The 24,177-nt window shown below is 72.3% G+C and carries 24 protein-coding genes; 10 read left to right on the forward strand and 14 right to left on the reverse strand.

Features of this window, described 5'->3' with window-relative positions:
* Positions 1-25: 25 nt before the first annotated feature.
* Genes ACZ7OU_RS33120 through ACZ7OU_RS33135 form a run of 4 tightly spaced genes read left to right on the forward strand, consistent with a single transcriptional unit; the run spans position 26 to position 3,170 of the window.
* Positions 26-460: a MarR family winged helix-turn-helix transcriptional regulator gene (locus ACZ7OU_RS33120; RefSeq protein ID WP_470259021.1), complete on the forward strand. Its 435-nt coding sequence runs from the start codon at positions 26-28 to the stop codon at positions 458-460.
* Positions 457-2,148: an MFS transporter gene (locus ACZ7OU_RS33125; RefSeq protein ID WP_470258232.1), complete on the forward strand. Its 1,692-nt coding sequence runs from the start codon at positions 457-459 to the stop codon at positions 2,146-2,148. Before ACZ7OU_RS33120 ends, ACZ7OU_RS33125 begins: the two co-directional genes overlap by 4 nt.
* Positions 2,145-2,885, forward strand: coding sequence for a dienelactone hydrolase family protein (locus ACZ7OU_RS33130; protein WP_470244370.1), 741 nt, complete (start codon positions 2,145-2,147; stop codon positions 2,883-2,885). Before ACZ7OU_RS33125 ends, ACZ7OU_RS33130 begins: the two co-directional genes overlap by 4 nt.
* Before the next feature lie 12 nt (positions 2,886-2,897).
* A complete protein-coding gene (locus ACZ7OU_RS33135) occupies positions 2,898-3,170 on the forward strand; it encodes a DUF6295 family protein (RefSeq protein WP_470244371.1) in 273 nt (90 codons plus the stop codon).
* A 1-nt stretch (position 3,171) separates the two neighbouring features.
* On the opposite strand, the gene ACZ7OU_RS33140 is transcribed toward ACZ7OU_RS33135, so the two are convergent.
* The 6 genes from ACZ7OU_RS33140 to ACZ7OU_RS33165 all read right to left on the reverse strand — a co-directional run bounded on the left by ACZ7OU_RS33140 (position 3,172) and on the right by ACZ7OU_RS33165 (position 10,960).
* Complete coding sequence (locus ACZ7OU_RS33140; RefSeq protein ID WP_470258233.1) at positions 3,172-4,587, reverse strand: aminotransferase class V-fold PLP-dependent enzyme; 1,416 nt, start codon at positions 4,585-4,587, stop codon at positions 3,172-3,174.
* Complete coding sequence (locus ACZ7OU_RS33145) at positions 4,574-5,887, reverse strand: MFS transporter (protein ID WP_470244374.1); 1,314 nt, start codon at positions 5,885-5,887, stop codon at positions 4,574-4,576. The genes ACZ7OU_RS33140 and ACZ7OU_RS33145 overlap by 14 nt, the downstream gene beginning before the upstream one ends.
* A gap of 32 nt (positions 5,888-5,919) precedes the next feature.
* Entirely contained in the window at positions 5,920-6,867 is a 948-nt protein-coding gene (locus ACZ7OU_RS33150) for a sphingomyelin phosphodiesterase (RefSeq protein WP_470258234.1), read from the reverse strand.
* 17 nt (positions 6,868-6,884) lie between these two features.
* Positions 6,885-8,885, reverse strand: a complete 2,001-nt coding sequence (locus ACZ7OU_RS33155) for a neutral/alkaline ceramidase (RefSeq protein WP_470258235.1) — start codon at positions 8,883-8,885, stop codon at positions 6,885-6,887.
* 119 nt (positions 8,886-9,004) lie between these two features.
* A complete protein-coding gene (locus ACZ7OU_RS33160) occupies positions 9,005-10,030 on the reverse strand; it encodes an LLM class F420-dependent oxidoreductase (protein WP_470244376.1) in 1,026 nt (341 codons plus the stop codon).
* A gap of 9 nt (positions 10,031-10,039) precedes the next feature.
* Positions 10,040-10,960 carry an oxygenase MpaB family protein gene (locus ACZ7OU_RS33165; protein WP_470258236.1) on the reverse strand — a complete coding sequence of 307 codons (921 nt, stop codon included), beginning with the start codon at positions 10,958-10,960 and terminating at the stop codon, positions 10,040-10,042.
* An 83-nt stretch (positions 10,961-11,043) separates the two neighbouring features.
* Between ACZ7OU_RS33165 and ACZ7OU_RS33170 the strand changes: the two genes are divergently transcribed.
* From ACZ7OU_RS33170 to ACZ7OU_RS33190, 5 genes are all read left to right on the forward strand, one after another.
* Positions 11,044-11,634, forward strand: coding sequence for a TetR/AcrR family transcriptional regulator (locus ACZ7OU_RS33170; protein WP_470258237.1), 591 nt, complete (start codon positions 11,044-11,046; stop codon positions 11,632-11,634).
* 64 nt (positions 11,635-11,698) lie between these two features.
* Entirely contained in the window at positions 11,699-12,484 is a 786-nt protein-coding gene (locus ACZ7OU_RS33175; RefSeq protein WP_470258238.1) for an IclR family transcriptional regulator, read from the forward strand.
* A gap of 95 nt (positions 12,485-12,579) precedes the next feature.
* The gene (locus tag ACZ7OU_RS33180; RefSeq protein ID WP_470258239.1) at positions 12,580-14,397 is read left to right on the forward strand and encodes a glycosyl transferase; all 1,818 of its coding nucleotides are present in this window, start codon (positions 12,580-12,582) and stop codon (positions 14,395-14,397) included.
* 18 nt (positions 14,398-14,415) lie between these two features.
* Positions 14,416-15,264, forward strand: coding sequence for a DUF4397 domain-containing protein (locus ACZ7OU_RS33185; protein ID WP_470258240.1), 849 nt, complete (start codon positions 14,416-14,418; stop codon positions 15,262-15,264).
* A complete protein-coding gene (locus tag ACZ7OU_RS33190; RefSeq protein WP_470258241.1) occupies positions 15,254-15,853 on the forward strand; it encodes a class F sortase in 600 nt (199 codons plus the stop codon). The genes ACZ7OU_RS33185 and ACZ7OU_RS33190 overlap by 11 nt, the downstream gene beginning before the upstream one ends.
* Here ACZ7OU_RS33190 and ACZ7OU_RS33195 read toward each other — a convergent pair.
* From ACZ7OU_RS33195 to ACZ7OU_RS33220, 6 genes are all read right to left on the reverse strand, one after another.
* Entirely contained in the window at positions 15,850-16,953 is a 1,104-nt protein-coding gene (locus ACZ7OU_RS33195) for an LLM class flavin-dependent oxidoreductase (protein ID WP_470258242.1), read from the reverse strand. The two genes, ACZ7OU_RS33190 and ACZ7OU_RS33195, sit on opposite strands and share 4 nt — an antisense overlap.
* On the reverse strand, positions 16,950-17,966 hold the full coding sequence (locus tag ACZ7OU_RS33200; RefSeq protein WP_470258243.1) for an ABC transporter substrate-binding protein: 1,017 nt from the start codon (positions 17,964-17,966) through the stop codon (positions 16,950-16,952). The genes ACZ7OU_RS33195 and ACZ7OU_RS33200 overlap by 4 nt, the downstream gene beginning before the upstream one ends.
* The gene (locus ACZ7OU_RS33205; protein WP_470258244.1) at positions 17,953-18,654 is read right to left on the reverse strand and encodes an ABC transporter ATP-binding protein; all 702 of its coding nucleotides are present in this window, start codon (positions 18,652-18,654) and stop codon (positions 17,953-17,955) included. Before ACZ7OU_RS33205 ends, ACZ7OU_RS33200 begins: the two co-directional genes overlap by 14 nt.
* Entirely contained in the window at positions 18,639-19,457 is an 819-nt protein-coding gene (locus ACZ7OU_RS33210) for an ABC transporter permease (protein WP_470258245.1), read from the reverse strand. Before ACZ7OU_RS33210 ends, ACZ7OU_RS33205 begins: the two co-directional genes overlap by 16 nt.
* A gap of 124 nt (positions 19,458-19,581) precedes the next feature.
* Positions 19,582-20,292 (reverse strand): MBL fold metallo-hydrolase, encoded by a 711-nt coding sequence (locus ACZ7OU_RS33215; protein WP_470258246.1) that lies wholly within the window; start codon positions 20,290-20,292, stop codon positions 19,582-19,584.
* 16 nt (positions 20,293-20,308) lie between these two features.
* Positions 20,309-21,271 carry a zinc-dependent alcohol dehydrogenase family protein gene (locus ACZ7OU_RS33220; RefSeq protein ID WP_470258247.1) on the reverse strand — a complete coding sequence of 321 codons (963 nt, stop codon included), beginning with the start codon at positions 21,269-21,271 and terminating at the stop codon, positions 20,309-20,311.
* Between the two features lie 48 nt (positions 21,272-21,319).
* On the opposite strand from ACZ7OU_RS33220, the gene ACZ7OU_RS33225 reads away from it, so the two are divergent.
* Positions 21,320-21,889: a TetR/AcrR family transcriptional regulator gene (locus ACZ7OU_RS33225; RefSeq protein ID WP_470258248.1), complete on the forward strand. Its 570-nt coding sequence runs from the start codon at positions 21,320-21,322 to the stop codon at positions 21,887-21,889.
* Here the strand turns inward: ACZ7OU_RS33225 and srmL are convergent.
* Complete coding sequence (gene srmL / locus ACZ7OU_RS33230; protein WP_470258249.1) at positions 21,845-22,966, reverse strand: PheS-related mystery ligase SrmL; 1,122 nt, start codon at positions 22,964-22,966, stop codon at positions 21,845-21,847. The two genes, ACZ7OU_RS33225 and srmL, sit on opposite strands and share 45 nt — an antisense overlap.
* A 685-nt stretch (positions 22,967-23,651) precedes the next feature.
* The gene (locus ACZ7OU_RS33235) at positions 23,652-24,164 is read right to left on the reverse strand and encodes a DinB family protein (RefSeq protein ID WP_470244391.1); all 513 of its coding nucleotides are present in this window, start codon (positions 24,162-24,164) and stop codon (positions 23,652-23,654) included.
* Positions 24,165-24,177: the final 13 nt, after the last annotated feature.

A 24,177-nucleotide genomic window follows, 5' to 3' on the forward strand; every position in this document is an offset into this window, starting at 1 on the left:
GGTTTATCAGTCTAGGTTGACGATTGTGACGGACGAGGAGCTCCTCCAGGCCAGCGCCGACCTGCGCGTCGCACTGGGGCGGCTGATCCGGCGGCTGCGGCAGGGCTACGTCGTCGGGGAGCTGACGCTGCCCGAGCGCTCGGTGCTGTCCCGGCTCGACCGGGAAGGCCCGGCCACGCCGGGCTGTCTGGCCGACCTGGAACGCGTCAAGCCGCAGGCCATGGGCGTCACGCTCGCCGGGCTCGTCGACCGCGGGCTCGTCGAGCGGCGCAAGGACGACTCCGACGGCCGCAAGGTGCTGATGTCGGTCACCGGCGCCGGCGTCCAGCTGCTCACCGACCGACGATCGCGGACCACCGAAAAGATGGCGACCGCGCTGGCCGAGAAGTTCACCGCGGCCGAGCAGGACGACCTCGTCGCCGCCATCCCGCTGATCGAGCGGCTGGCGGACGAGCTGTGACCGTCACCGGAACGCACAGCCGCTACAAGTGGGTCGCCCTCTCGAACACCACGCTCGGCGTGCTGATGTCCGCGCTCGACGGCTCGATCGTCATCATCTCGCTGCCCGCGATCTTCCGCGGCATCGGCCTCGACCCCCTCGCGCCGGGCAACATCGGTTACCTGCTCTGGATGATCCTCGGCTACCTGCTGGTGCAGGCCGTGCTGGTGGTGACGCTCGGCCGGCTCGGCGACATGTTCGGCCGGGTCAAGATGTACAACCTCGGCTTCGTCGTGTTCAGCGTCGCGTCGGTGGCGCTGTCGTTCGACCCGTTCCACGCCGGTGGCGGCGCCCTGTGGCTGATCGGCTGGCGGATCGTCCAGGCCGTCGGCGGGTCGATGCTGACGGCGAACTCGGCCGCGATCCTCACCGACGCCTTCCCGGCCGAACAACGCGGGATGGCGCTCGGCGTCAACCAGATCACCGCGCTGGCCGGGCAGTTCCTCGGCCTGGTCGCCGGCGGGCTGCTGGCCGAGATCGACTGGCGCGCGGTGTTCTGGGTGAGCGTCCCGTTCGGGCTGCTCGGCACGATCTGGTCGATCCGCAGCCTCCGCGAGGTCGGCACGCCGAAGCGCGCGAAGGTCGACTGGGGCGGCAACATCACCTTCGCCGCCGGGACCGCGTTGCTGCTGGCCGCGATCACCTACGGCATCCAGCCCTACGGCGGCGCGGCGACCGGCTGGGGCAGCCCGTGGGTGCTCGGCGGGATCGGCACCGGCGTGCTGCTGCTCCTGCTGTTCGGGCTCATCGAGACCCGCGTCGCGGCGCCGATGTTCCAGCTGAGCCTGTTCAAGATCCGTGCGTTCGCCGCGGGCAACATCGCCGCTTTGCTGACGTCGGTCGCCCGTGGTGGCATGCAGTTCATGCTCATCATCTGGCTGCAGGGGATCTGGCTGCCGCTGCACGGCTTCGACTACGAGCGGACGCCGTTGTGGGCGGGCATCTACATGCTGCCGCTGACCGTCGGGTTCCTCCTCGCGGGGCCGGTGTCGGGCTACCTGTCCGACCGGTTCGGCGCGCGGCTGTTCTCCACCAGTGGGCTGCTCCTGGTCGCGGCCGCGTTCCTGGGGTTGCTGGCGCTGCCGGTGGACTTCCCGTACCCGGCGTTCGCCGCGCTGCTCGTCGTCAGCGGCATCGGCCAGGGCATGTTCTCCGCGCCCAACACGTCCGCGATCATGAGCAGCGTGCCGACCGAGCAGCGCGGGGTCGCGTCCGGGATGCGGGCGACGTTCCAGAACTCCGGGACGTCGCTGTCGATCGGCGTGTTCTTCTCGCTGATGATCGCCGGCCTCGCGTCGTCGCTGCCGCAGACGCTGACCAGCGGGCTGCAGGCCCACGGCGTCCCGGCGGCCGTCGCCGACGGCGTCGCCCAGCTGCCGCCGGTGAGCACGCTGTTCGCGGCGTTCCTCGGCAGCAACCCGGTCGGGCACCTGCTCGGCCCGGACGTCCTGGCCGGGCTGTCGCCGGCCGACCGGTCGGCCCTGACCGGCGGGGAGTTCTTCCCGCAGCTGGTCTCCGGACCGTTCCACCACGGCCTGGTGGTCGTGTTCACGGCGGCCGCGGTGATGGCCGTCGTCGCCGCGGTGGCGTCCGCTTCGCGCGGCAAGCGCTACTTCCACACCCCCGAGGGATCGAAGGAGAACCGATGACCGACGAGATCGTCGCCGGGACCGTCACCATCACCGGCCACGGCGGTGACGAGCTCGAGGCCTACCTGGCCAAACCGACCGACGCGACCCCGCGCGGCGGAGTCGTGGTGATCCACCACATGCCCGGCTACGACGCGGCGACGAAGGAGATGGTGCGCCGCTTCGCCGTCGAGGGCTACAACGCGCTCTGCCCGAACCTGTACACGCGCGAAGCACCGGGCGCGGACCCGGACGACGCGGCCGCGACGGTCCGCGCGGCCGGCGGCGTCCCGGACGACCGCCTGGTCGGCGACGTCTCCGGCGCGGCGGACTACCTGCGCGCGCTGGAGAACGCGAACGGCCGGATCGGCGTCATCGGGCACTGCTCCGGTGGCCGTCAAGCGTTCCTGTCGGGGTGTTCGCTCGACATCGACGCGGCGGTCGACTGCTACGGCGCGTTCGTCGTCAACGACCCGCCGGAGGCCATGAAGCAGATGAAGCCGCTGCTCGGCCTGTCGTCGCAGCTGTCGTGCCCGCTGCTGGGTCTCTTCGGTGCCGACGACCAGTTCCCCGGCCCGGACGAGGTCGCGGTCCTGGCGGCCGAGCTGGAGAAGCTGGGCAAGGAGCACGAGTTCCACACGTACGCGGGCGCCGGCCACTCGTTCTTCTCGGTGGACCGCCCGAGCTACCGCCCCGAAGCCGCGAAGGACGGCTGGGAACGCATCTTCGACTTCTACTCCCGCACCCTGACGGTCTGAGAGGACTTCGCCATGTGCACTTACCTGACCGAGAAGTTCGCGCTCGAAGGCAGCGGCAAGGGCGCCCGCGGCTGGTTCCGCCTGAACGAGGGAACCGTGTACGTCGACCACCCGGTCCACGCCCCGTACGGCCACACGGTGAACATCGACTTCCGCAACCCGGGGTTGGGAGCTTCGGCGCGGGTTGCGTTGGAGCTGACCGAGGAGGACGCGCTGGCGTTGGCGGATGCCATCGTCGCCGCGGTCAAGTCCGCCCCGGCTGGGTTGGCTTCGCGGAACCAGTGATTCAGGGCGTGTAGAGCGCGCCCAAGAACTCGAGCAACAGCCGCTCCCGCAACGGTCCTGGCGCCGTTGCGAGGAGCGCGTTGATCGGGGCCATTCGCTCCGGAAGCCCGGACGCGCCGCCGAGACCCGCCGCCGCCAGGAGACCCGCGAACTGCTCCGACGTCAGCGTCTCCGGGTCCAACGCCGCCACGAACTCGGCCACGGCCGCGTCGATGACCACCGGACCCGAAGCACGCGCGGCGTCGACCGAAGCCGCCAGGTCCGTCAGGAACTCCTTCTCGCTGCCGTGGTTGGCCGCCGCCACCGTCAGGTGGAGGTTCGCCGGGGACGACAGATGCGCGAACTGCGGCTGGACGTACCAGCCACGCACCTTCATCTCGTCGGCCACCGTGAACAGGTCGAAATCATCGGAACCCGTGAACGCGATCAGCGTCGACACCGGGTCGCCCAGCACGCGCAGGCCGTCGATCTCGGCGATGCCGGACCGGATGTGCGACACAGCTGAACGCGTCGAGGTGGCCAGCTGGAGGTACCCCTCCGAGCCGAGATGACGCACCACCGCCCACGCCGCCGCCAGCGGGCCGCCCGAACGTGTGCTCTGGATCGTCGTGTTCAGCATCGTGTAGCCCGGCCACGCCGCGCTCGCGAAGTAGTGCGAGCGCCGCAGCTCCGCCGACCTGTGCAGCAGCACCGACGTGCCCTTCGGGCAGTACGCGTACTTGTGCAGGTCCACCGAGATGCTCGTGACACCCGGGACGCGGAAGTCGAACGGCGGGACGTCGGCGCCGAGGCGGGCGAAGTACGGCAGCACCCAGCCGCCGATGCACGCGTCGACGTGCATCCGAACGCCCCTGGCAGCAGCCGCCGCCGCGATCGGAGCGATCGGATCCAGGACGCCATGGGCGTACGACGGCGCGCTCGCCACCACCAGCACCGTCGAGTCGTCGATCGCCGCGGCCATCGCCGCCGGGTCGGCGCGGAACGTCACCGGGTCGACCGGGACGTCGATCCGGCGCAGCCCGAACAGGTGCGCCGCCTTGTGGAACGCCGCGTGCGCGGTCGTCGGCAGCACGATCGACGGCGACGCGACAGACGGGTGCGCGTCCCGGGCGGCGAGCACCGCGAGCAAACACGACTCCGTGCCGCCGGAAGTCACCGAACCGACCACACCGGACACCGAGCCGAGCAAGGACGAAGCCGCCGAGACGAGGTCGTTCTCCATCCGCAGCAGGCTCGGGAACGCCGTCGGGTCGAGACCGTTCGCCGACGACGCCAGCGCGTGCGCCGCCGCCCCGAGGGTGTCCACTTCGGACAGACCGCTGTCGTAGACGTAGGCCAGCGTGCGGCCGCCGTGCGTCGGGAGGTCACCCGCGCGCAGCTCCCGCAGCTCCGCCAGGACGTCCTCAGGCGGGTTCATGGCGCGGCTCCAGCACCTTGCGCCGCAGCAGCGGCAGGGCCAGCGCGATCAGCACACCGGGGATGATCGACGCGCCGAACAGGATCGCGACGATCGCGCTGTGCGGCTGGGCCGTGGTCGCGTCGGTGCTCGACACGTACCCGCCGAACGCCAGGATGATCGCCCACAGGCCGCCGCCGAAGGCCAGCCCGAGGGTCTCCCCCGCGGTCCAGACGCCCGCCGCGATCCCCGCCCGGGTCTCACCGGTGCGCTCCTCCTCGGCGGTGATCAGGTCGGGCAGGATGGCCAGCGGGAACACCGAGATCCCGGCGTAGCCGACGCCGCAGAGCGCGACGAAGAGCAGCGTCACGACCAGCGGCAGCGACTGGGCGAAGACCAGGCCGAGCAGGCCCACCGCGAACGCCGCCGTGGCGATCCGGAAGCCGTTGAGCTTGCCGACGCGGTCGCCGAGGCGCGGCCACAGCGGCATCGTGACCAGCGCCGGGCCGACGAAGATCACGAAGATGATCGTCCCGTAGCCCTCGTCGCCGAGGATGCGCTGGGCGAAGAACGGGATCGCGGCGAGCACCGTGCCGATGCCCAGCGCCTGGATGAAGTACGAGCCCAGCAGCCAGCGGAACGGGCGCCAGCCGGCGAGCGTGCGGACCAGTTCCTTCAGGTTCACGGTGTTCGGCCGCAGCGAGCCGACCGGCGCGTCCTTGAGGCCGAAGTACACCAGCAGCGTCGCGGCCAGCACGATCAGCCCGATCACGACGGCCATCACCCGGTAGCCCGCGACCCCGCCGATGCCGGTGCTGATCGCGGGCGCGCCGCCACCGCAGATCAGGATCGTCACGGCCAGCACGCCGATGCGGACACTGGTGAGCTTGGTGCGCTCCGCCCCCGACGAGGTGAGCTCGGCGGGCAGCGCGTTGAACGGCACCTGGAACAGCGCGTACGCCGTGGCGCAGAGGGCGAACGTGATCGCCACGTACAGCGCGTCCGGCAGCGGGGCGCCGAACCCGGGGTGGGCGAACATCGCCGCGAACAGGATCGCGACGCCGATGCCGCCGACGAGCAGGAAGCGACGGCGGCTGCCGGTCTTGAGCAGGTCCGCGTCCGACATCCGGCCGGCGATCGGGTTGAACAGGACGTCCCAGGCCTTGGGCACGAACACGATCGCGGCGGCCCACCCGGCGGGGACGGCCATCGTGTCGGTCAGGTACTTGACCAGCACGAGGCCGGGGACTGTGCCGAAGGACCCGGTGACGAACGAGCCGAGCGAATACCTGAACCGCGTCCGGCCGGACAGCGTCGTCATGGTTCTCCTCGCAGAACGAATACGATGAGGGATCAGTAGTGGATCTCGGCCCGCACCGGGTAGTGGTCGGAGGGAATCGTGCCACCGTCGTAATGCACCAGCCGTACCGGGCCGACCTCGGCGCGTCGCAGCGAGCCGACGTAGTCCAGCGAGTCGCGGTAGGTCGCCGGGACGGACTTCGCCGCGGCCGGGTTGGTGACGGCGTCGAAGGTGTACTCCCCCGCGCCCGTGGTGCGCAGCGAGCCGCCGAGCGCGGCCGCGCCCTGCTCGGCCTGGGTGCGGCCGGCGGCGTCGCGGCGGTCCTGCCCGGCCCGGTACTCGATGTTGAGGTCCCCGGCGACGGCCACCGCGTCCCCGGCCGGGACGCGCGCGGCGGCGAGGTCACGCAGCTCGCCGAGCTGGGCCATCCGGGTCGTGTGCGCCTTCGGCAGGGTCTCCGGGCCTTCGTCGGCCTGCAGGTGCGTGCCGGCGAGCCAGAGCGCCTTGCCGTGGGCGAAGATCCGGACCAGCGCCGCGCCCTTGTTCGCGAGGTAGTCGGCCGTGCCGGAGTAGGAGGTGCGGTAGACGAGCTGGTGCTTCTCGGTGATCGGGTACTTGCTCAGCACGGTCACGCCGCCGTTGACGACGATCGGCGAGTTCGAGCAGTTGCCGCTCACCGACGTCCAGCCCGGCGACGTCGAGCAGGACTGGCCGACCAGCGGCGTCCGGAAGGGATACGCGTCCACGAGCCGGTCGCGCAGGTCCTCGGCCTGGGCGCTGAAGGCCTCTTCGAGGACGACGACGTCGGTGTCTTGAGCGCGGATGACGCGCTCGGCGGCCTGGGCCCGGGCTTCCTTGTCGGAGGTGTTCGGGTTGGCGATCCACGGCAGCTGCCAGAGGTTGAAGCTGAGCACGCTCACCGCGGCGTCCGCGGCCCGGGCGGGCGTGGCGACGAGGGCGAAGGCGGTGACGACGGCGGCGAGAAGGGTGGTCCTGCGCACGCGGGGTCCTTTCCGGGTCAGGAGACGACGAAGGCGCGGGAGGTCCCGCCGAGCTGGGTGATGGCTCCGGTGAGGCCGTGCTTCCAGGCCCCGGAGTGGACGACGCGGTACTTGCCGACCGGGGTGTTCGCGGGGATGTCCCAGGTGACCTCGGCGCGCGACTCGCTGACGAACGTCCGCGTCCACCGGAACTTCGTCGCCCAGTCGCCGTCGTCGGCGTAACGGACCCAAGCGCCGTTCACGTACTGCTGGATCTCGAGGAACGTGCCGTCGCGGCGCAGGTCGTTCTTCGGGTGGCCGGTCACGAAGGCGACCGACACCCGCTCGCCGCGCCGGTAGCTGCTCTTCGCGTCGGTGACGACGTCGCCGAAGCTCTTCAGCAGCGGCGCGCTGTCGAAGACGACGCCGGGCTGGAAGTTCACGAGCTTGCCGCGCAGGTCGCGCGGGACCGGCCCGTGCGGCACCGGCGTCCCCGCCTTCATCGCCTCGGCGAGCTTCCCGAACTCCTGCTGGTACGCGGGCAGCGTGTAGCGGCCGAAGAGCGTCGACGCGCCTTCGTACTGCTGCGAGTCGTACTCCTCCGGGGTCGTGACGTACTGGCTGTAGGCGTTGGAGTAGCCCTGCATCAGGACGTTCTCCAGCGGCACGCCCAGCGCCTCGGCGACGGTCTTCCGGATCCGCAGCCCGGCGACGATCGTGTACTCCGCGGGCCCGGCGACGAGGTGCAGCTGCCCGATCCGGACGATCTGCAGCGGCAGCACCTCGGGCGCCCACGGGTAGGGCTTCATCGCGCCGAACGGCACGGCGACGACCTTCGGCGCCTGCGCGTCGGCGAGGGCCCGCGGGATCGGCGCGTCGATGCCGCCGAGCCAGTCGATGAAGGGGTTCTTGACGCCTTCGGGCAGCGGCAGGCCGGGCCCGTCTTCGGTGCTGCCGGCGAGCATCGAGACGCCGATGGCGGCGGTGCAGGTCCGATGTGGACGGCCGTCCGGGGTGAACGTCGGGTCCACGTCGACGCCCGCCATGTCCACGTAGGTCAGCCGGTGGTCGACGCCGCCGGTGATCGTCTCGGTCGCCGCGTCGAACGCGCGTTTCGCCGCCTGGAACTGGAGTTCGCCGATGCGCCGGGTGTTCTCGAACTCCGTCTCGGGCGTGCCGGGCTTCAGGTTCAGGTTCGGCGTCATGTCGCCGGAGTTGGTCTGGGCGAAGGCGGCGACGAACCCGGGCGGGCCGTCGAGGTAGCGGACGCCGGCGTGGTCGTGCTCCCACGTGTAGGCGGCGTACCCCTTGTTGTCACTGCTGATCAGGTGGTTGCCGTTGCTCATCGACGTGCCGTGCGTGGCGAACCAGGTGATCGCGCCGACGTCCCGGCCGCCTTGCCGGAACCGCAGGACGGTGACGGCGGGGTCGATCGAGAGCGGGAAGTGGTCCTTGTCCGGGTTGAGCTCGAAGGCGACCCTCGACCGGTTGGCGCTGGCTTCGGTCAGCTCGGTGCGGCCGAGGGTGAGCTCGCCCGGCTTGAGGTCGTCGTGGGCCCGGCCGATCGCGTCGGTGATGCCGGCGACGACGGCGTCGTAGGTCTGCTGCTGGAACCCGAGGATCGACAGGTCGTAGGCGGCGTAGTGCGAGTCGCCGCCGCACGCCGAATGCGTGTGGGTGGCGTTGAGCAGGACGTTCTGCTCGGTGTAGCGGTCGCCGTACTTCTTTGCCAGTTCGCGGAGAACGCCCTGGTGGACGGACTGGAACAGGGCGCCCAGCTCGGCGGTGACGAAGACGATCCGCTTCGTCCCGTCGTCGACGATGTAGGCGCGGGCCCGGGTGCGCAGGTGGATGCCGGCGGTCTGCTGCTGCGGCATCGAGTAGCCCATCATGCCGTTCTCGGCGGCGGGCCCGGTGACGTCGCCGATCCCGACGCCGACCAGGAGCGGGGTCGCGGCTTCGGCGGTTCTCCCGCCGAGCGCGGCGGCGAACGGGAGCGCGGTGGCTCCGGCCAGGACGGTACGACGACTCACCCGCATACGGTCTCCCGACTAACGTGAACGACTTTCGCGTTAGTCGGGGACCGTACGTGAGCCCCGCCACCCGGGCAACCCGACAAAAGTGCCGTCAAGCCGCCCGGGCGCCGTCGATTCGCCGGTCAGCCGAGGGCTTCGGCGATCTTCGTCAGCGTCGCCGCGTCCCCGCGGAGCAGCAGCTGGGTCACCACCGTCTCCTCCCAGGCCTGCAGTTCGTCACGGATCTTCGCCGCCGGCCCGATCAGCGACGTGTCCTCCACGAGCGACGTCGGGATCGCGGCGGTCGCTTCGTCCTTGCGGCCCGCCAGGTACAGCTCCTGCACCTTGTCGGCCACGTCCTCGTAGCCCAGCCGGGCGAAGACGTCGTGGTGGAAGTTCACGCTCTTCGCGCCCATCCCGCCGATGTACAGCGCCAGCGACGGCTTGATCCACGAAGCCGCCTCCTCGACGTCGTCGTGCACGATCACCGGGATCGAGCACGGCACCTCGAACGTCTCCAGCGTGTGCCGGGCACCTTCGCGGGCGAAGCCCTCCTCCAGCGCCGCCTTGTAGAAGGCGTTGCTCTTGGGCGAGAAGAACAGCGGCAGCCAGCCGTCGCCGATCTCGGCGGAAAGGGCGACATTCTTGGGGCCCTCCGCGGCCAGGTGGATCGGGATCTCCTTGCGCAGCGGGTGGACCGTCGGCTTGAGCGCCTTGCCGAGCCCGGTGCCGCCCTTGAGCGGCAGCTGGAAGTGCTGGCCGTCCAGGGTCACCGGGGCCTCGCGGGCGATCACCTGCCGGACGATGTCGACGTACTCCCGGGTCCGGGCGAGCGGCTTCGGGTACGGCTGGCCGTACCAGCCCTCGACGACCTGCGGCCCGGACGCGCCGAGCCCGAGCACCATCCGGCCGCCGGAGAGGTGGTCGAGGGTCATCGCGCTCATCGCCGTCGCGGTCGGGGTGCGCGCGGCCATCTGCACGATGTTCGTGCCCAGGCGGATCCGGCTGGTCGAGGCGCCGTACCAGGCCAGCGGAGTGAACGCGTCCGAGCCGTACGCCTCCGCCGTCCACACCGAGTCGAAGCCGAGCTCCTCGGCCTTGAGCACCGCTTCCAGTGCGCCCGGCGTCGGGCCGCTGCCCCAGTACCCGACGTGGAATCCCAGCTTCACGAATGCCTCCTAGACGTTCGGCGCGTAGTGCTCGGGCTTGCCCCGCTCCGACAGCGGCGGCAGGTTCCTCCGTGGAGTCTCGACCAACGCGGCCCCGGGAGCCACCTCGCCGCGCACGCGACGCCAGCCGGCGCGGGCCCGGGGGTGGTAGCGGCGGTCGTGCGGGACGAGCTTGAAGACGGCGTTGATCAGCTTCCCGACCCGGCGGTGCCGGCGCGCGTCGCGATCGGACCAGCGCAAGCCCAGCAGGTCGCGGATCTCGGGGTCGTAGAGGCCGGTCGTCAGCCAGCGGAAGGTGCGCGCGATCAGCGCGCTCACCGGCCGCCACAGCGGGTCCGGCAGCCACGGCAGGAACGGCGGCTTCGAGATCCCGCGCAGGTCCAGGACGTCGCGGGTCGCCTTGTTGTCCTCCAGGACCTCGGCGCACATGCGCTTCCAGTACCGTTGGAAGTCTTCCCAGCTCGCCGGCACCGGCCGCATCGTCATGGCGTACATCCGCCACCACGTGACGTGCTCGTCGAACAGCCGCCGCTTCTCCGCTTCGCCGATGCCGCCCATGAAGTGGTCGGCGATGAGGATCGTGCTGACGAAGAACGTCGAGTGCGCCCAGTAGTAGGTGTCCGGGTCGAGCGCGTGGTACCGGCGTCCCCGGGCGTCGACGCCCTTGATGCGGTCGTGGTAGCCGCGCACTTCGAGGGCCGTCGCGTGGGCGCGCGGGCCGTCGTAGACCACGCCGCCGATCGGGTAGAGCGAGCGGAACAGCCGCTGCCAGCGCTCCTCGAAGAACCGCGAGTGCTGCTCGACGCCGGCGCCGAGGCCCGGGTGCATGTTCTGCATCGAGCCGGCCCACAGCGCGATGAGCAGGCCACGCCAGTCCCCGAAGTACTTCCACGTCAACGAGCCCGGGCCCAGCGGTTCGGGGGCGTCCATCGGCACTCCTCGTCGAGTCGAACTGACTACGTGTGTTGTCAGGCTAGGATCTGACAACACACGTAGTCAACCGAGGAGTGACCATGCCGGGCCGCACGTGGGCGGGCACGACCCTGGACGACCGGAAGGCGCTGCGGCGCGAGCAGCTCGTGTCCGCGGGCCTCGAGCTGCTCGGCACCGAGGGCTCGGCCGGGACGAGCGTGCGCGCGGTCTGCCGGCACGCGAAGCTCACCGAGCGGTACTTCTACGAGAGCTTCGCCGACCGCGAGGAGCTCGTCGCGGCGGTCTACGAGCACGTCGGTGAGCAGGCCCGGCAGGCGCTGGTCGACGCGGTCCGCGACGCGCCGACCCCGGCACTGCGGGCCGAGCACGCCGTGCGTGCGTTCGTCGAGCTGATCGTCGACGACCCGCGCCAGGGCCGGGTCCTGCTGCTCGCGCCGCTGACCGACCCCGCGTTGACCCGCCGGGGCCTGCACCTGCTGCCGGTGTTCGCCGCGCTCGTCGGCGAGCAGCTGTCCCACGGGGACGAGACCGAGCGCCAGATGGTCGCCATCGGTCTGGTGGGCGCGCTGAGCAACGTCTTCATCGCCTACCTCGACGGCTCGCTGAAGGTCTCGCGCGACCGGCTCGTCGCCCACTGCGTGCGGCTCGTGCTCGGCGCCGACCACCACTGACCTCACCTCCGACCTCGTGACAGTGCTCGTGACACTGGCGGGGAAGATCGGGCACACTCAACCCATGCGTACCGCTGGGCGGAACGACGGCACGAGCGGCGACGGTCTCGTCGCGGCCCGGCTCGCCGCGCTCCTGGAAGCCTTCCGGCCGGGTGACGAGACCCTCGGCGTCTCCGAACTGGCCCGCCGGACCGGGCTGGCGAAGACGACCGTCCACCGGCTGGTGGGTCATCTCGCCGACACCGGCCTGCTCACCCGTGAGGGGGGTGCGGTGCGGCTCGGGCTGCGGCTGTTCGAAATCGGCCAACTCGCCTCGCCCCGCCGTGGGCTGGTCGAAGCGGCCCGCCCGTACCTCGCCGACCTCCGCGAAGCGACGCGCAACACCGTCCACCTCGCCATCCTCGAAGGCACCGAAGTCGTCTACCTCGACGTGCTGCGCGGCCCGGACGCGCCGACGCTGCCGTCGCGCATCGGCGGCCGGTTCCCCGCGCACGCCACCGGAGTCGGGAAGGCGATCCTCGCTTTTTCTCCGGAATCCGTGGTTAACCAGGTCATCGACGCCGGATTACCCAGGATGAGCCCGAAGACGATCACCGCGCCGGGTCTGCTGCGCCGCCAGCTCACCCGGGTCCGGGAGGACGGGATCGCGCTGGAGCGCGAGGAATCCGGCGTCGGCGTCGTGTGCGCGGCCAGCCCGCTGCTCGACGCCCGCGGCGTCGCGGTGGCGGCGGTCTCGATCTCCGGCTGGGCCAACCGGATGCGGACCGAACGGGTCGCGCCCGCCGTCCGCACGGTCGCACTCGCGTTGACCCGCACACTCTCCGGATCCACTCGGGACAGTCGGAAATAATCTTGCGGGACAACGCTTTCGCGATCTCTAGGCCGTCCGGCTGACGTAACCGTCCCGAGCTGGACGGGTGATCGGAAGCGGCTACGATCCGTCGAATGGCCCAGCACAGCTGGGGGACGACGTTCTCGGGCCGCTCCCCCGCGACCCTTTCCGAGCCGGCGGCCGGTCACCGGCTGCTGTCGCTCGACATCGTGCTCGCGCTGCTGGCCCTCGCCGGCGGCCTGCGGGTGCTCTACCTCGCCGCGCCGAGCCCGGCCCTGCCCGCCGAAGCCGCGAACGTCGCCCACGCCTACGCGCTCGGCCACTTCACGCCGTTCACCGACGCGGGCGGCGCCGGCGTCAGCCCGTTCGGCTGGTGGCAGCTCTCGGCCTACACGATGGTTTCGGACGCGTTCGGCCGCTCGGCCACGGCGCTGGCGGCGGTCCGCGAGACGATGCTCGTCGCCGCGGTCATCGGGGCCGTGCTGCTGTGGGTGCTGGCGCGCCGGCTCGGCCTGACGCGGTGGGCGTCGGCGGCCGCGGTGCTGCTGCTCGCCGCGTCCCCGCTGGCGCTCGGCCTGCAGCGGCTGGTCGTCGTCGAGCACCTGGCGGCCGTGTGGGCGCTGGGCGCGCTGGTGCTGGTCACCCGGCCCGACGCCCGGATCCGGCACGACGTCCTGGCCGCGGTGTGCCTGCTGGCGGCGGTGCTCACTTCGCCGCTCGCGCTGGTCTTCCTGCCCGCGGCCGGCTGGCTGCTGGTGCGCCGCGCGCCCGTGCGGGCCGCGCTGGTGGCGGTGCTGCTCAACCTCGGGCTCGGCATCGCGTTCGGCCCGGCGGCGGGGATCCTCCGGCCGCACCTCGCGGCCGCGGGCCGCCCGTCGGTCGCCGACTGGGTCGCGCTCGACCCGGCGTGGGCGGTGCTGTCGACCTTCGCGCTGGTAGCCGCGCTCGCCGTGACGTCCCTGCGGCCGTTCGCGGTGTCCGGCCTGCTGCTCGCCGCCACCTTGGCCGTCCCGGGTGTGCCGCACACCGCCGTGCTCGCCCTGCTGCTGCCGGTGACGCCGCTGCTGCTGGCCGGGGTCGTGCAGGCCGTGACCCGGCAGCGCGCGGCCGCGCACCGGTCGGCAGACGGCAGGCGGCGCGGGACCGGCGTCGCACTCGCCGCGGTCGTCCTCGTCGCCATCGTCGCCGCCGGCTGGGTGTACGGCTACCCGGCGCTGCGGCCGACGACCGACCGGGGCGGCCCGATGGCCGACGCGCAGGAGTGGTTGCGGGTCAACGCTTCCGGCTCTCGCGTGCTCGTCGACGACGCCGCCTGGGCCGAGCTGGCCAAGGCAGGCTGGCCGACCGGCATGCTCGTCGCGCCCGCCGCGTGCGTCGCCACGTGCCCGCCCGCCGAGTGGGCGGTCTTCGCGGACGACGCGACGGATCTCCGCCGGCACTACCCGGCCCTCGACGCCGCTTTCGACAACTCCGGCGCGACCGCCGTGTTCGGGACCGACCCCGCGGTCAAGGTCACCGTCTCGCGCCTCGGCCTGCCGCCGGCCGACCCCGCCGCGTCGTCGGAGTCGTCGGCGCGCGCCCACGCCGGCGAGGCCCTCCAGGCGTCGGCCCGCATCGCGTTCGCCCCCGACGCCGCCGCCGAGCTCCGCGCGGGCCATGTCGACCCTCGGCTGATCGCGACGATCGCCGCGCTCGCGGCCCTGCAGCCGGTCCGGGTCGCGGCGTTCCCCGAGGTCCCCGGCGAAGACCCCGCCGGGCAACCACGCCGCCGCGTCCTGCTGACCGGTGGCGAAGACGGCGCGGCCGCGTTCTACACCGGCCAGCGCGACCTGTTCCGCCCCTCGTCGGTCGCCCGGACCGGCGGTGGCGTGCTCGTCACCTATCCGCTGTTCGCGCCCCCGGGACTGCTCGTCCCGTTCTCCTCCCCCTGACCGGCGAAAGGCCTTCCGATGCGCACCCTCCCCAAGCTCCTGCTCAGACCCGGCGGGCTGGCCGCCGCGGCGTTCCTGCTCGTCGCGCTGACGCCGGTGACGGCCGAGGCGGCGACCGCCCCCGGCCCGGGCGTCGGCTGGATCCGGGTCGGCCACCTGTCCCCCAAGGTGCCGCCGGTGGACATCTACTTCGCGCCGTTCGGCCAGGCCGAGAAGGTCGTCATCCGCAAGGCGGGCTACGGCGCGGTCACGCCCTATTCGTCGCTCGACCCCGGCAAGTACACGCTGTCGATGCGGCCCGCCGACGCCGCGTCCAGCACCCCGCCCGCGCTGTCGGCGACCATCGAGGTCGCCGAGCGCAGCGCCTACTCGCTGCTGGTGTTCGCGAACGGCCCGGACGGCACGCTCAAGGGCGACCTGGTCACCGACGACCTCAGCGCGCCCGCCGCCGGCAAGGGCCGGGTCCGGGTGGTCGAAGGGGCGGCGGCGATCACGCCGGTCAGCGTCGCGGGCCCGACGGGCCTGTCGATCGCCAAGGACGCGGCCTACGGCCAGACGTCGTCCTATGTGGACGTTCCGGAAGGGCGCTGGCCGCTGCAGCTCACCGGCGGCACCGTGCAGTCGACCGCCAACGTCGACGTCAAGGCCGGGACGTCGACGACGCTGCTGGTCACCGAGAACGCCGGGGCGCTCAAGGCGAACCCGATCTCCGACGGCGCGTCGCTGCCCGAACCGCCGAGGCTCGGCGTCGAGACCGGTGGTGGCGGCACGGCGCCGTCGTCCGGTCTGCCGCTCTGGCCGGTGTTCGCGGCGGCCGGGCTGCTGGCCGCGTTCGTGGCCGGGCGCCGGTTGGTCCGTGCGCGCTGACCTCGGCGCGCTGCTCGTCGCGGTGCTGCTGGCCGCGGGCTGCTCGGCGGCCCCGGCCGCGGCCCCGCCTCCGTCGCCGGTCTCCCCGACGACGGCACCGGCGCCGACCGGCGGGCCGCAGCCCCTGCCCCGGGCGGCCGACGTCCGCCCGGTCCGCCTGCGGATCCCCGCCATCGGCGTCGACGCGCCCGCGCTCGTCCCGCTCGGGCTGGGCGCCGACCATGAACTCGAGGCACCCGCGCGCTTCGAAGACGTCGGCTGGTACGCCGCCGGTCCGGTGCCGGGAGACCCCGGGCCGGCGGTGATCGCCGCCCACGTCGACTCCCGGTCCGGGCCGGCGCCGTTCTTCCGGCTGCGCGACCTGCGCGACGGCGACCCGGTGTTCGTCACGCGTTCCGACGGCCAGGAGCTCCGGTTCGTCGTGGACACCGTCCAGCGCTACCCGAAGAACGCCTTCCCGACCGACGCGGTGTACGGGCCGGCGCCGGGCAGCGCGCTGCGGCTCATCACCTGTGGCGGCAGCTTCGACGCGGCGAAACGGTCCTACCGCGACAACATCGTCGTCTACGCCTCGACGCGCTGGGGCTAGGACTCCTTGATCAGCCCGCGCCGGGCCAGCTCGGGCCGGACGCCGTCGCCGAACCAGTACGCCTCTTCGAGGTGCGGGTAGCCCGACAGCACGAACTCGCTCACGCCGACGCTGTGGTACTCCTCGATCAGGTCCGCGACCTCGCTGTGGCTGCCGACCAGCGCGGTGCCCGCGCCGCCGCGGACCAGGCCGACGCCGGCCCAGAGGTTCGGGTGGATCTCCAGCCCGCGCACGCCGCCGTCGGTCCGGCCGCCGTGCAGCGCGACCATCCGCTGCTGCCCGATCGACTCGCTCGCCGCGAGCTGCGCCTGCGCCTTCGCGACCTGCTCGGGGCTCAGCGCGTCCAGGAGCTTCTGCGCCTCCGCCCACGCTTCGGCCGGCGTGTCCCGCGAGATCGTGTGCAACCGGACGCCGAACCGGATCGGACGGTCGCCGGCCAGCTCGCGGACCTTGCCGATCTTCTCCGCCACCTGCGCGGGCGGCTCGCCCCAGGTGAGGTAGACGTCGGCGTGCCGGGCCGCGACCGGGAGCGCGGCCGGTGACGACCCGCCGAAGTAGATCGGCGGCACCGGGTCCGGCGCGGCCAGCGTCGTCGCGCCTTCGACGCGCAGGTGCTCGCCCTCGAAGGTGAACGGCTGCCCGGACCAGACGCCGCGGACGATGGTGAGGAACTCGTCGGTGCGCGCGTACCGGGCGTCGTGGTCGTGCCAGTCGCCGAAGCGCCGCTGCTCGACCGCGTCGCCGCCGGTGACGATGTTGAGCAGCACGCGGCCCGCCGAGAGCCGCTGGAAGGTGCCGGCCATCTGCGCGGCGAGCGTCGGGGAGATGACGCCGGGCCGGAACGCGACCAGGAACTTCAGCCGGGTCGTCTCGCGGATCAGCGCGGCCGTGGTCAGCCACGCGTCCTCGCACCACGTGCCGGTCGGGGTCAGGACGCCTTCGAAGCCCTGCCGCTCGGCGGCGCGGGCGACCTGGGCCAGGTAGTCCAGGTCGGGTTCGCGATGGGCCGACGGGCCCGCGGACCGGTTGGCGTGGAAGCGTTCCACGATCGTGCGGCCGTCGCCGCTGGTGGGCAGGAACCAGTGCAGCCTGATGCTCATCCGTTGCTCCTCGCCTGATCCAGGTCGGAGGCGAACCGCCGGTCGGCGAACGCGGCGAAGTCCACCTTGCCCGGCAGAGTCTTCTCGTCGGTGAAGGCGTCCGCGAGCTGCTGTTCGGACGCCACCACGGCGTCGTCCAGCGGGATCGGCTGGTCTCGGCCCGCGTCGACGGCCTTCTGGGCCACTTCGAGCTTCAGCCCGGTCTCCTTGGCCCAGGCCGCCGCCCATTCCGGCCGGTGCGTGTCGGCCCACTTCTGGGCCTTGACCACCCGGATCACGAAGTCGCGGATCGCCGAGTTCCGGCCGGGATCGGCCAGCGCCGCGGTGCTCGCGGTCTCGAAAGCCAGCCCGTTGGACGCGCCGCGCCCGTCCGCCAGCACCCGGGCCTTGGCCTCGATCTGGGCCTGCGCGGTGTAGGGGTCCCAGATCGCCCACGCGTCGATCGTGTGCTGGGTGAACGCCGCGTAGGCCTCGGCCGGCTGCAGGAAGCTCACCTTGATGTCCTTGGTGGACAGTCCGTTCTTGTGCAGCGTGTTCAGCAGCTGGCCGTGCGCGGAACTGCCCTTCGCGACCCCGACCGTCTTGCCCTTCAGCGAGGCGACGTCCGTCAGCGGTGAATCGGGCGGGACCAGGATGGTCTCCCGCTCGACGTTGCTGCGCGCGACGCTGACGACCGCGATCTTGGCCTTCGCCGCGGCCGCGAAGATCGGCGGCGTGTTGCCGACGCGGCCGATGTCGATCGCGCCCGCCGAGGCCGCTTCGAGCAGCGGCGGTCCGGAGGTGAAGGTGGACCATTCGATCTTGTACGGCGTGCCGTCGAGCTGGCCCGCCGCGGTGAGCAGCGACTTCACGCCGCCCTTCTGGTCGCCGACCTTCAGCGTCACCTTCGCCAGGTCGGCCGCACTCACCGGACCCGGAACGGCAGCCGGTCCCGAGCCGGAGCTCGCCGCCGAGCCGCACCCGGCCAGCACGATGGCCGCCGCCACGAGCGCGATTCCGTTACGCCACCGCATCTTCGGTCACCCCCAGGTCCGCCAGCACGCGCCGGCGGAGGTCGTCGTGGTCGGCTTCGCGCGGCCGGTGCTCGGCCACGATCCGGCCGCCGTCGAGCACCAGGACCCGCCCGGCGAGCCGCAGCGCCTCGTCGACGTCGTGGGTCACCAGCAGCACGCCCGGCTGGTGGCGCCGCCAGAGGTCCTGGACGAGCCCGTGCATCGCGATCCGCGTGAGCGCGTCGAGGGCGCCGAACGGCTCGTCGAGCAGGAGCAAGTCGGGTTCCCGCACCAACGCGCGGGCGAGCGACACGCGTTGCGCCTCACCGCCGGAGAGGGTGAGCGGCCAGTCGTCGGCGTGGTCGGTCAGGTGGACCTCGGCGAGCGCTTTCTCCGCCAGCGCGCGGTTGCGGGCCTTCGAGACGCCGTCCTGGCGCAGGCCGAGGACGACGTTGCGCCAGACCTTCCGCCACGGCAGCAGCCGCGGCTGCTGGAAGGCGACCGAGACGGTGCCGGTGACCTCCGCTTTACCGTCCACGTCGTCGTCGAGCCCGGCCAGCACCCGCAGGAGCGTCGACTTGCCGGAGCCGCTGCGGCCCAGCAGCGCGACGAACTCACCGCGGTCGACCGTCAGGTCCAGTCCGCTGAGGATGGTCCGGTCGCCGAACTTCTTCGTGAGGTTCCGGACCTCGGCTACCGGGTTCGCCACCGCAGCACCCTCCGTTCGAGCAGCCGGACCAGCGCGTCGGTGACCAGGCCGAGCAGGGCGTACAGGACGAGCCCGACGACCACGACGTCGGTGCGCAGGAACTCGCGGGCGTTGTTGATGAGGTAGCCGACCCCGGCGTCGGCGTTGACCGTCTCGCCGACGATCAGCGCCAGCCAGGCGATGCCGAGCGACTGCCGCAGCCCGACGAGCGCCTGCGGCAACGCACCGGGGATCACCACGTGCCAGAGCCGTTCCGCCCGGCTGAACCCGAGCGCCCGGGACGCCTCGACGAGGTTCGGGTCGGCACCGCGGATTCCCGAGTGGACGTTCAGGTAGAGCGGGAAGGCCACCCCGAGGGCGACCAGCACGATCTTCGTTTCCTCGCCGATGCCGAACCACAGGATGAACAGCGGGATCAGGCCGAGGAACGGCAGCGTCCGCAGCATCTGCACCGGCGGGTCGACCAGCACCTCGCCCCAGCGCGACAGCCCGGCCACGATGCCCAGCACCACCCCGACCACGGCGCCGATCGCGAACCCGGCGCCGACTCGCCCGAGCGACACCGCGAACGCCTCACCGAGCTCGCCGCTGCGTGCGACTTCGACGCCGGCCCGCACGACCGTCCACGGTGAACTGAGCTTGTCGGACGGCAGCACTCCGGTGCCGCTGGCGAGCTGCCAGGCGGCGACGAGCACCACCGGGCTGATCCAGCGCCGCAGGTCGGGCCGGCGCAGCGTGCGGCGCGGCGCACCTTCGGCGCGTTTCCGGGCGCGCGGAAGCACGCCCGTGGTGGAAATCGACACGGATTTCTCCCGGGGACGGGGATGTTCGGGCTTGCGTGATCCCGACATTCGGGCCCCGGGCCGGCAAAGTCAATCGGTGCCCAGTCCGTGAAATCGCGGGGTTTCACCCCGTGGACGCGCTTGCTCAGCCGCCGAACATGACCTTCCATTCGTCCAGCGACCGCGGCCGGTAGACGAAGTTGGTGCGTTTGACGTCGGACAGCGCGGCCGACGGTTCGGCCGAGTACTGGTGCCCGGGGTAGACGACGGGGTCGCCGTCGAGGCCGGCGAGGGCCTGCAGGCTGCGGTAGATCTCCTCGGCGTCGCCGCCGGGGAAGTCGGTGCGGCCGCAGCCTTCCAGGAAGAGCGTGTCGCCGGAGACGAGCTTGTCCTCGACGAGGAAGCACTGGCTGCCGGGCGTGTGACCGGGGGTGTGCAGCATCCGCACCGGGATCGCCCCGACCTCGAGGACGTCGTCGTGGTCGTGCGCGCGCAGATCGGTGTCCGAGACCCCGGTGACGCGCCGGACCCACTCGCTTTCGGCGCCGTTGACGTGGATCGGCACGGGCTTGATCGCGAGCAGCTCGGCGATCCCGGGCAGCTCGAAGCCCATCATCGCGCCCCCGACGTGGTCGGGGTGGTGGTGCGTGGCGAGCACACCGGTGAGCCGCATGCCATCGGCCTCGAGGACGTCGAGCAGGTCCTGCACGGCATAGGCCGGGTCGACGACCACGGCATCCCGGGTTTCCCGGTCGCCGATGAGGTAGGCGAAGTTCACCATCTGCGTCGCGACGGGATCGCCGACGGCGAAGTCCCGCCCGGCGAGCAGCTGCCGGAAGTAGAGCCGATCTGCCATGGCCACACCCTACGGGTCAGCTTTTCGACGGGGTCAGCACGATCCTCCCGAACACCTCGCCGGCCTGCATCTTCCGGTGCGCCACCACCGCTTCCTCCAGCGGCAGCACCTCGTGCACCACCGAGGTCAGCTCGCCCCTGTTCGCCGCGGCGAACAGGGGCGCGGTGACCGCGCGCCGGTCGGCTTGGGGCACGGTGTTCGCGCTGAACGTCGCGAACGACCACGACTGCTGGAACGACGCGAACAGGTGCTTGCCGAAGTCGGCCGGTGGGTCGCCGGCGACCGCGCCGACCGCCACCAGGCGGCCGTTCGGGCTCAGCTTCGCGAAGAACGATGGCAGGCCCGGGCCCGCGACGACGTCGAGGATGACGTCGTAGGTGTCCGCCGTCCCCTCGCCGGCGCGGTCCAGCACGCGGGTCGCGCCGAGCTCGCGCAGGCGGTCGGCGCGCTCGGGCGACGACGTCGTGACGGCGATCGCGCCCGCCCCGGACCGGGCCGCGAGCTGGACCGCCATGATCCCGATGCCGCCCGCCGCCCCGCGGACCAGCACCGACTCGCCCGGGGCGAAGTGGGCGTGGCGGAGGCCGAAGTGGGCCACGGCGCCGGAGCTGCCGAGCGTCACCGCGTCCACGGCGGACGTCGCCGCCGGGAGCGGGACGAGCGTCTCGGCCGGGGCGACCGCCTGCTCGGCGTAGCCCCCGCCCACGCCGGTGAAGGCCCACACCCGCTGCCCGAGCCAGTTAGGGTCGACGCCCGGCCCGGTCGCGGTCACCGTGCCCGCGATCTCGCCGCCGAGGACGTGCCCGTCCCGGAACCCGTACGCGGCGAGGGCGCCGCTGCGGATCACGGCGTCGACGCCACCCACGCCGATCGCCTCGGTGGCGACGAGCACCTGTCCTCCGGCCGGTTCCGGCACCGGGAGGTCGATGACCGCCAGCCCCTCGGGACCGCCGAACGCTTGCACCGCAACTGCTTTCATGCGTCCGACGGTAGTGGACGCCGGCGTCCGGTTGGCTAAAGTGAGAGCGTGGCCGATCACTTGCCTCACCTGCTGCGCTCCGACGCCCGCGACAACCGCGAGCGCATCCTCGACGCGGCCCGCGCGGTGTTCGCCGCCGACGGCCTGGACGTGCCGATGCGCGAGATCGCCCGGCGCGCCGGCGTCGGGCCGGCCACCCTGTACCGGCGGTTCCCGACCAAGGAACTGCTGGTCACCGCGGCGTTCACGGACCAGATGCGGGCGTGCTACGCCCTCGTCGACGAGGGGCTGGCCGATCCCGACCCGGGGCGCGGCTTCGCCCGGATGGTCGAGCGGCTCTGCGAGCTGCACGCCCGCGACCGCGGCTTCACCGCGGCCTTCGTGTCGGCGTTCCCGCACGCGATCGACTTCGCCGCGGAGCGTCAGCGGGCGCTCCGGTCGATCGCCGAACTGATCCGCCGCGCGCAGGAGGCCGGCCACGTGCGCCCCGACGTCGTCCTCGACGACCTCGTCCTCATCCTCATGGCCAACGGCGGCATCCAGGCGGCGTCACCGGAGGCGCGTGTCCTCGCGTCACGACGCTTCGCCGCGCTCGCACTCCGCGGGCTGCGAACCTGACCCCTGGTGCAAGGCGGCGTACGCGCGGTCGCGCAGGACGTTCGCCTCGCGGTCCGACAGGGTCGTGTCCAGCGGCCGCAGCACCAGCCGGACCAGGAGGTTCTTCTGGTCCGCGGTGGTACCGAGCCGGGCAAGCGCCTGGGGCGGCAGGTCCGCACACGGCGTCTCCTGGAGTATTTCGACCGACTCGACGACGTCGGCGTCGTCACCGAGGGCAGTGCGGACGCGGTCGCCGAGGTCCTCGGCGCGGTCGTCGTGCGCCACCGCGATGGAGAGGTCGCGGCGCACCGGCGGGAGGGTCGAGACCGGACGGTACGGCTCGAGGTCGCCGAGCTGCGCGGCGACGGCCGGGTGCGGCGACCGCAGGAGGCGGATGTCCGGGATGTCCTTGAGCAGCATCAGCATCCGGTCGAGGCCCATGCCGAGGGCGAGCCCGGACCAGCTCTCTTCGAGGCCGGCCCTCGCGAGGACGTCGGGGTGGGCGAGGCCGCATTCGGCGATCTCGACCCACTCGCCGTGGTGGCGGACGTCGAGCTGGGCACCGTCCACTGTGTACGGATGACGGCGGGGTTCGAGCCGCCACCGGCGTCCCGGCAGGAGCGCGGTGGCGAGTCCTTCCACCAGCCGCTCGAGGTCCGGCTTGTTCGTGCGCGTGATCCGCCAGAGGTCGAGCTGGTGCGGAGTGCCGGTGTGCAGCCGGTCGATGCTGTCCCGCCGGTAGACGATGCCCGGGCAGACGAGCAGGACGTCATCGGCGGGGCAGGCCTTGAGCGCCCGCAGGGCGGCGGGGACGAGGGCGCTGGAATGGCTGCGCAGCACGTGACCGGCGTCGACGTAGCGGGTGTAGCGCGCGTCGCGGGTGACGTCGGCGGGGTCGTAGCCGAGGTTGTCGTAGTTGTCGGCGACGGTGACGATGCGATCGCCCGGCCACCACCGCACTTCGGTCCGCGGCCCCTTGGCGGCGGCGACGGCTTGCTCGACGACGAGCTGGAGGGCGTGCGGGCCGGCCGCGGGATCGGTGAGATCGCGGATGGCGAGGTCGCGGGTGAGCTGGGTGGGGGTGAGTGTTTCGGGCATGACGGGACCTTCCTGTGGTGAACGGGGTGAGGGGTGACGGCTCCCCCTGGCCCGGACACCAGGCGAGGTTCGTTGCGGCTTGGTCATGGCTCGGCTGTAGTGGTGCAGACCGAACCGCGCGGGCAACGCTCAGACAGCGCCGACCGCGGACATGGCACCGGAACCCCGCTGGCACCCGCAAAGGGCCAGGGGGCCGGTAAATCGGCGGTACTCCGCAACGACGGCCACGAACCCAGGCTATCGGGCCGTGTCACGCGGATTTCGCCCACGGGCGGCCGCAGGGACCGGTCGTGGAGCAAGCCGCAGCCGGCCGCGAGCCACGGCCGCTAACCGCCCCGGGCACAGGCCGGCCGAAAGCCGCCGGCCGCCGCCACCGACAAGCGTCGAGCACCCGACTCAGCCCGACCGCGGCGGAATCGGCCCCGCTGGCAAGCCGCGGCCGCCAGCGCACAGGCACAAGCCAGCTGCTAGCCGCCGGCGCCGCAAGCCCGCTCCGCCAGCTGCCATCACCCGGCACCCGACTCAGGTCCACCGCGAGCGGAATCGCTCAGCGGGCAAGTCACAGCCGGCCGCCGGCCACTGCAACCAACCACCCCCAGCACAGGCCGACCGCAAGCCGCCAGCTGCAGCCAGCACCCATCAGCCGAACGCACCCCCTTCGCCCAGCCAGCACCTCACCCCTCCATCACTCGCCCACCTCCCCGTCGGCCAGCTCCCGCAGCAGATCCAGGTGCCCCACGTGCCGGGCCGTCTCCTGTACGACATGCCCCACCACCCACCGGACCGTGAACTCCGACCGTCGCCGGGTCCGGTCGTCCGGGCCCAGCCGGCGCAACGACTTCTCCGACCGTGCCCACTCGGCCTTGTACGCCGCCACCACCGAAGCCGGGGTGTCGTCCGGACCCACGTCCCAGCTCGGGTCCGGGGACCCCGCCCACAGCGACGGCAGGTCCGCTCCCCCCGCCTCGATCGACAACCACCAGCGCTCCACCGCCGTCAGATGCTTCACCACCCCCAGCGCGCTCAACCGCGGCGATGTCGAGAACGGGGTGGCCGCCGCCAAGTCCGCCGGCAACCCCGCCAGCTTGTTCACCGCCGTCGCGCGGAGGAACTGCAGGAAGTCCAGCTGGAGGCGCAGCTCGTCGCCGGCCAGTGGGGCCGGCCAGGACCGATGCGTCTTCGAACTCGTGTTCGACATGACCGGAACGTAC

The organism is Amycolatopsis sp. NPDC114505, from assembly GCF_055633615.1.

Bases quoted from the DNA above. Each gene is read 5' to 3' on its own strand.
- srmL (WP_470258249.1), bottom strand. From the start codon at position 22,966: ATGCCCGAAACACTCACCCCCACCCAGCTCACCCGCGACCTCGCCATC.
- ACZ7OU_RS33200 (WP_470258243.1), bottom strand. From the start codon at position 17,966: ATGCGGTGGCGTAACGGAATCGCGCTCGTGGCGGCGGCCATCGTGCTG.
- ACZ7OU_RS33135 (WP_470244371.1), top strand. From the start codon at position 2,898: ATGTGCACTTACCTGACCGAGAAGTTCGCGCTCGAAGGCAGCGGCAAG.
- ACZ7OU_RS33145 (WP_470244374.1), bottom strand. From the start codon at position 5,887: ATGACGACGCTGTCCGGCCGGACGCGGTTCAGGTATTCGCTCGGCTCG.
- ACZ7OU_RS33235 (WP_470244391.1), bottom strand. From the start codon at position 24,164: ATGTCGAACACGAGTTCGAAGACGCATCGGTCCTGGCCGGCCCCACTG.
- ACZ7OU_RS33195 (WP_470258242.1), bottom strand. From the start codon at position 16,953: ATGAGCATCAGGCTGCACTGGTTCCTGCCCACCAGCGGCGACGGCCGC.
- ACZ7OU_RS33140 (WP_470258233.1), bottom strand. From the start codon at position 4,587: ATGAACCCGCCTGAGGACGTCCTGGCGGAGCTGCGGGAGCTGCGCGCG.
- ACZ7OU_RS33155 (WP_470258235.1), bottom strand. From the start codon at position 8,885: ATGCGGGTGAGTCGTCGTACCGTCCTGGCCGGAGCCACCGCGCTCCCG.
- ACZ7OU_RS33220 (WP_470258247.1), bottom strand. From the start codon at position 21,271: ATGAAAGCAGTTGCGGTGCAAGCGTTCGGCGGTCCCGAGGGGCTGGCG.
- ACZ7OU_RS33170 (WP_470258237.1), top strand. From the start codon at position 11,044: ATGCCGGGCCGCACGTGGGCGGGCACGACCCTGGACGACCGGAAGGCG.
- ACZ7OU_RS33180 (WP_470258239.1), top strand. From the start codon at position 12,580: ATGGCCCAGCACAGCTGGGGGACGACGTTCTCGGGCCGCTCCCCCGCG.
- ACZ7OU_RS33185 (WP_470258240.1), top strand. From the start codon at position 14,416: ATGCGCACCCTCCCCAAGCTCCTGCTCAGACCCGGCGGGCTGGCCGCC.
- ACZ7OU_RS33215 (WP_470258246.1), bottom strand. From the start codon at position 20,292: ATGGCAGATCGGCTCTACTTCCGGCAGCTGCTCGCCGGGCGGGACTTC.
- ACZ7OU_RS33175 (WP_470258238.1), top strand. From the start codon at position 11,699: ATGCGTACCGCTGGGCGGAACGACGGCACGAGCGGCGACGGTCTCGTC.
- ACZ7OU_RS33130 (WP_470244370.1), top strand. From the start codon at position 2,145: ATGACCGACGAGATCGTCGCCGGGACCGTCACCATCACCGGCCACGGC.
- ACZ7OU_RS33165 (WP_470258236.1), bottom strand. From the start codon at position 10,960: ATGGACGCCCCCGAACCGCTGGGCCCGGGCTCGTTGACGTGGAAGTAC.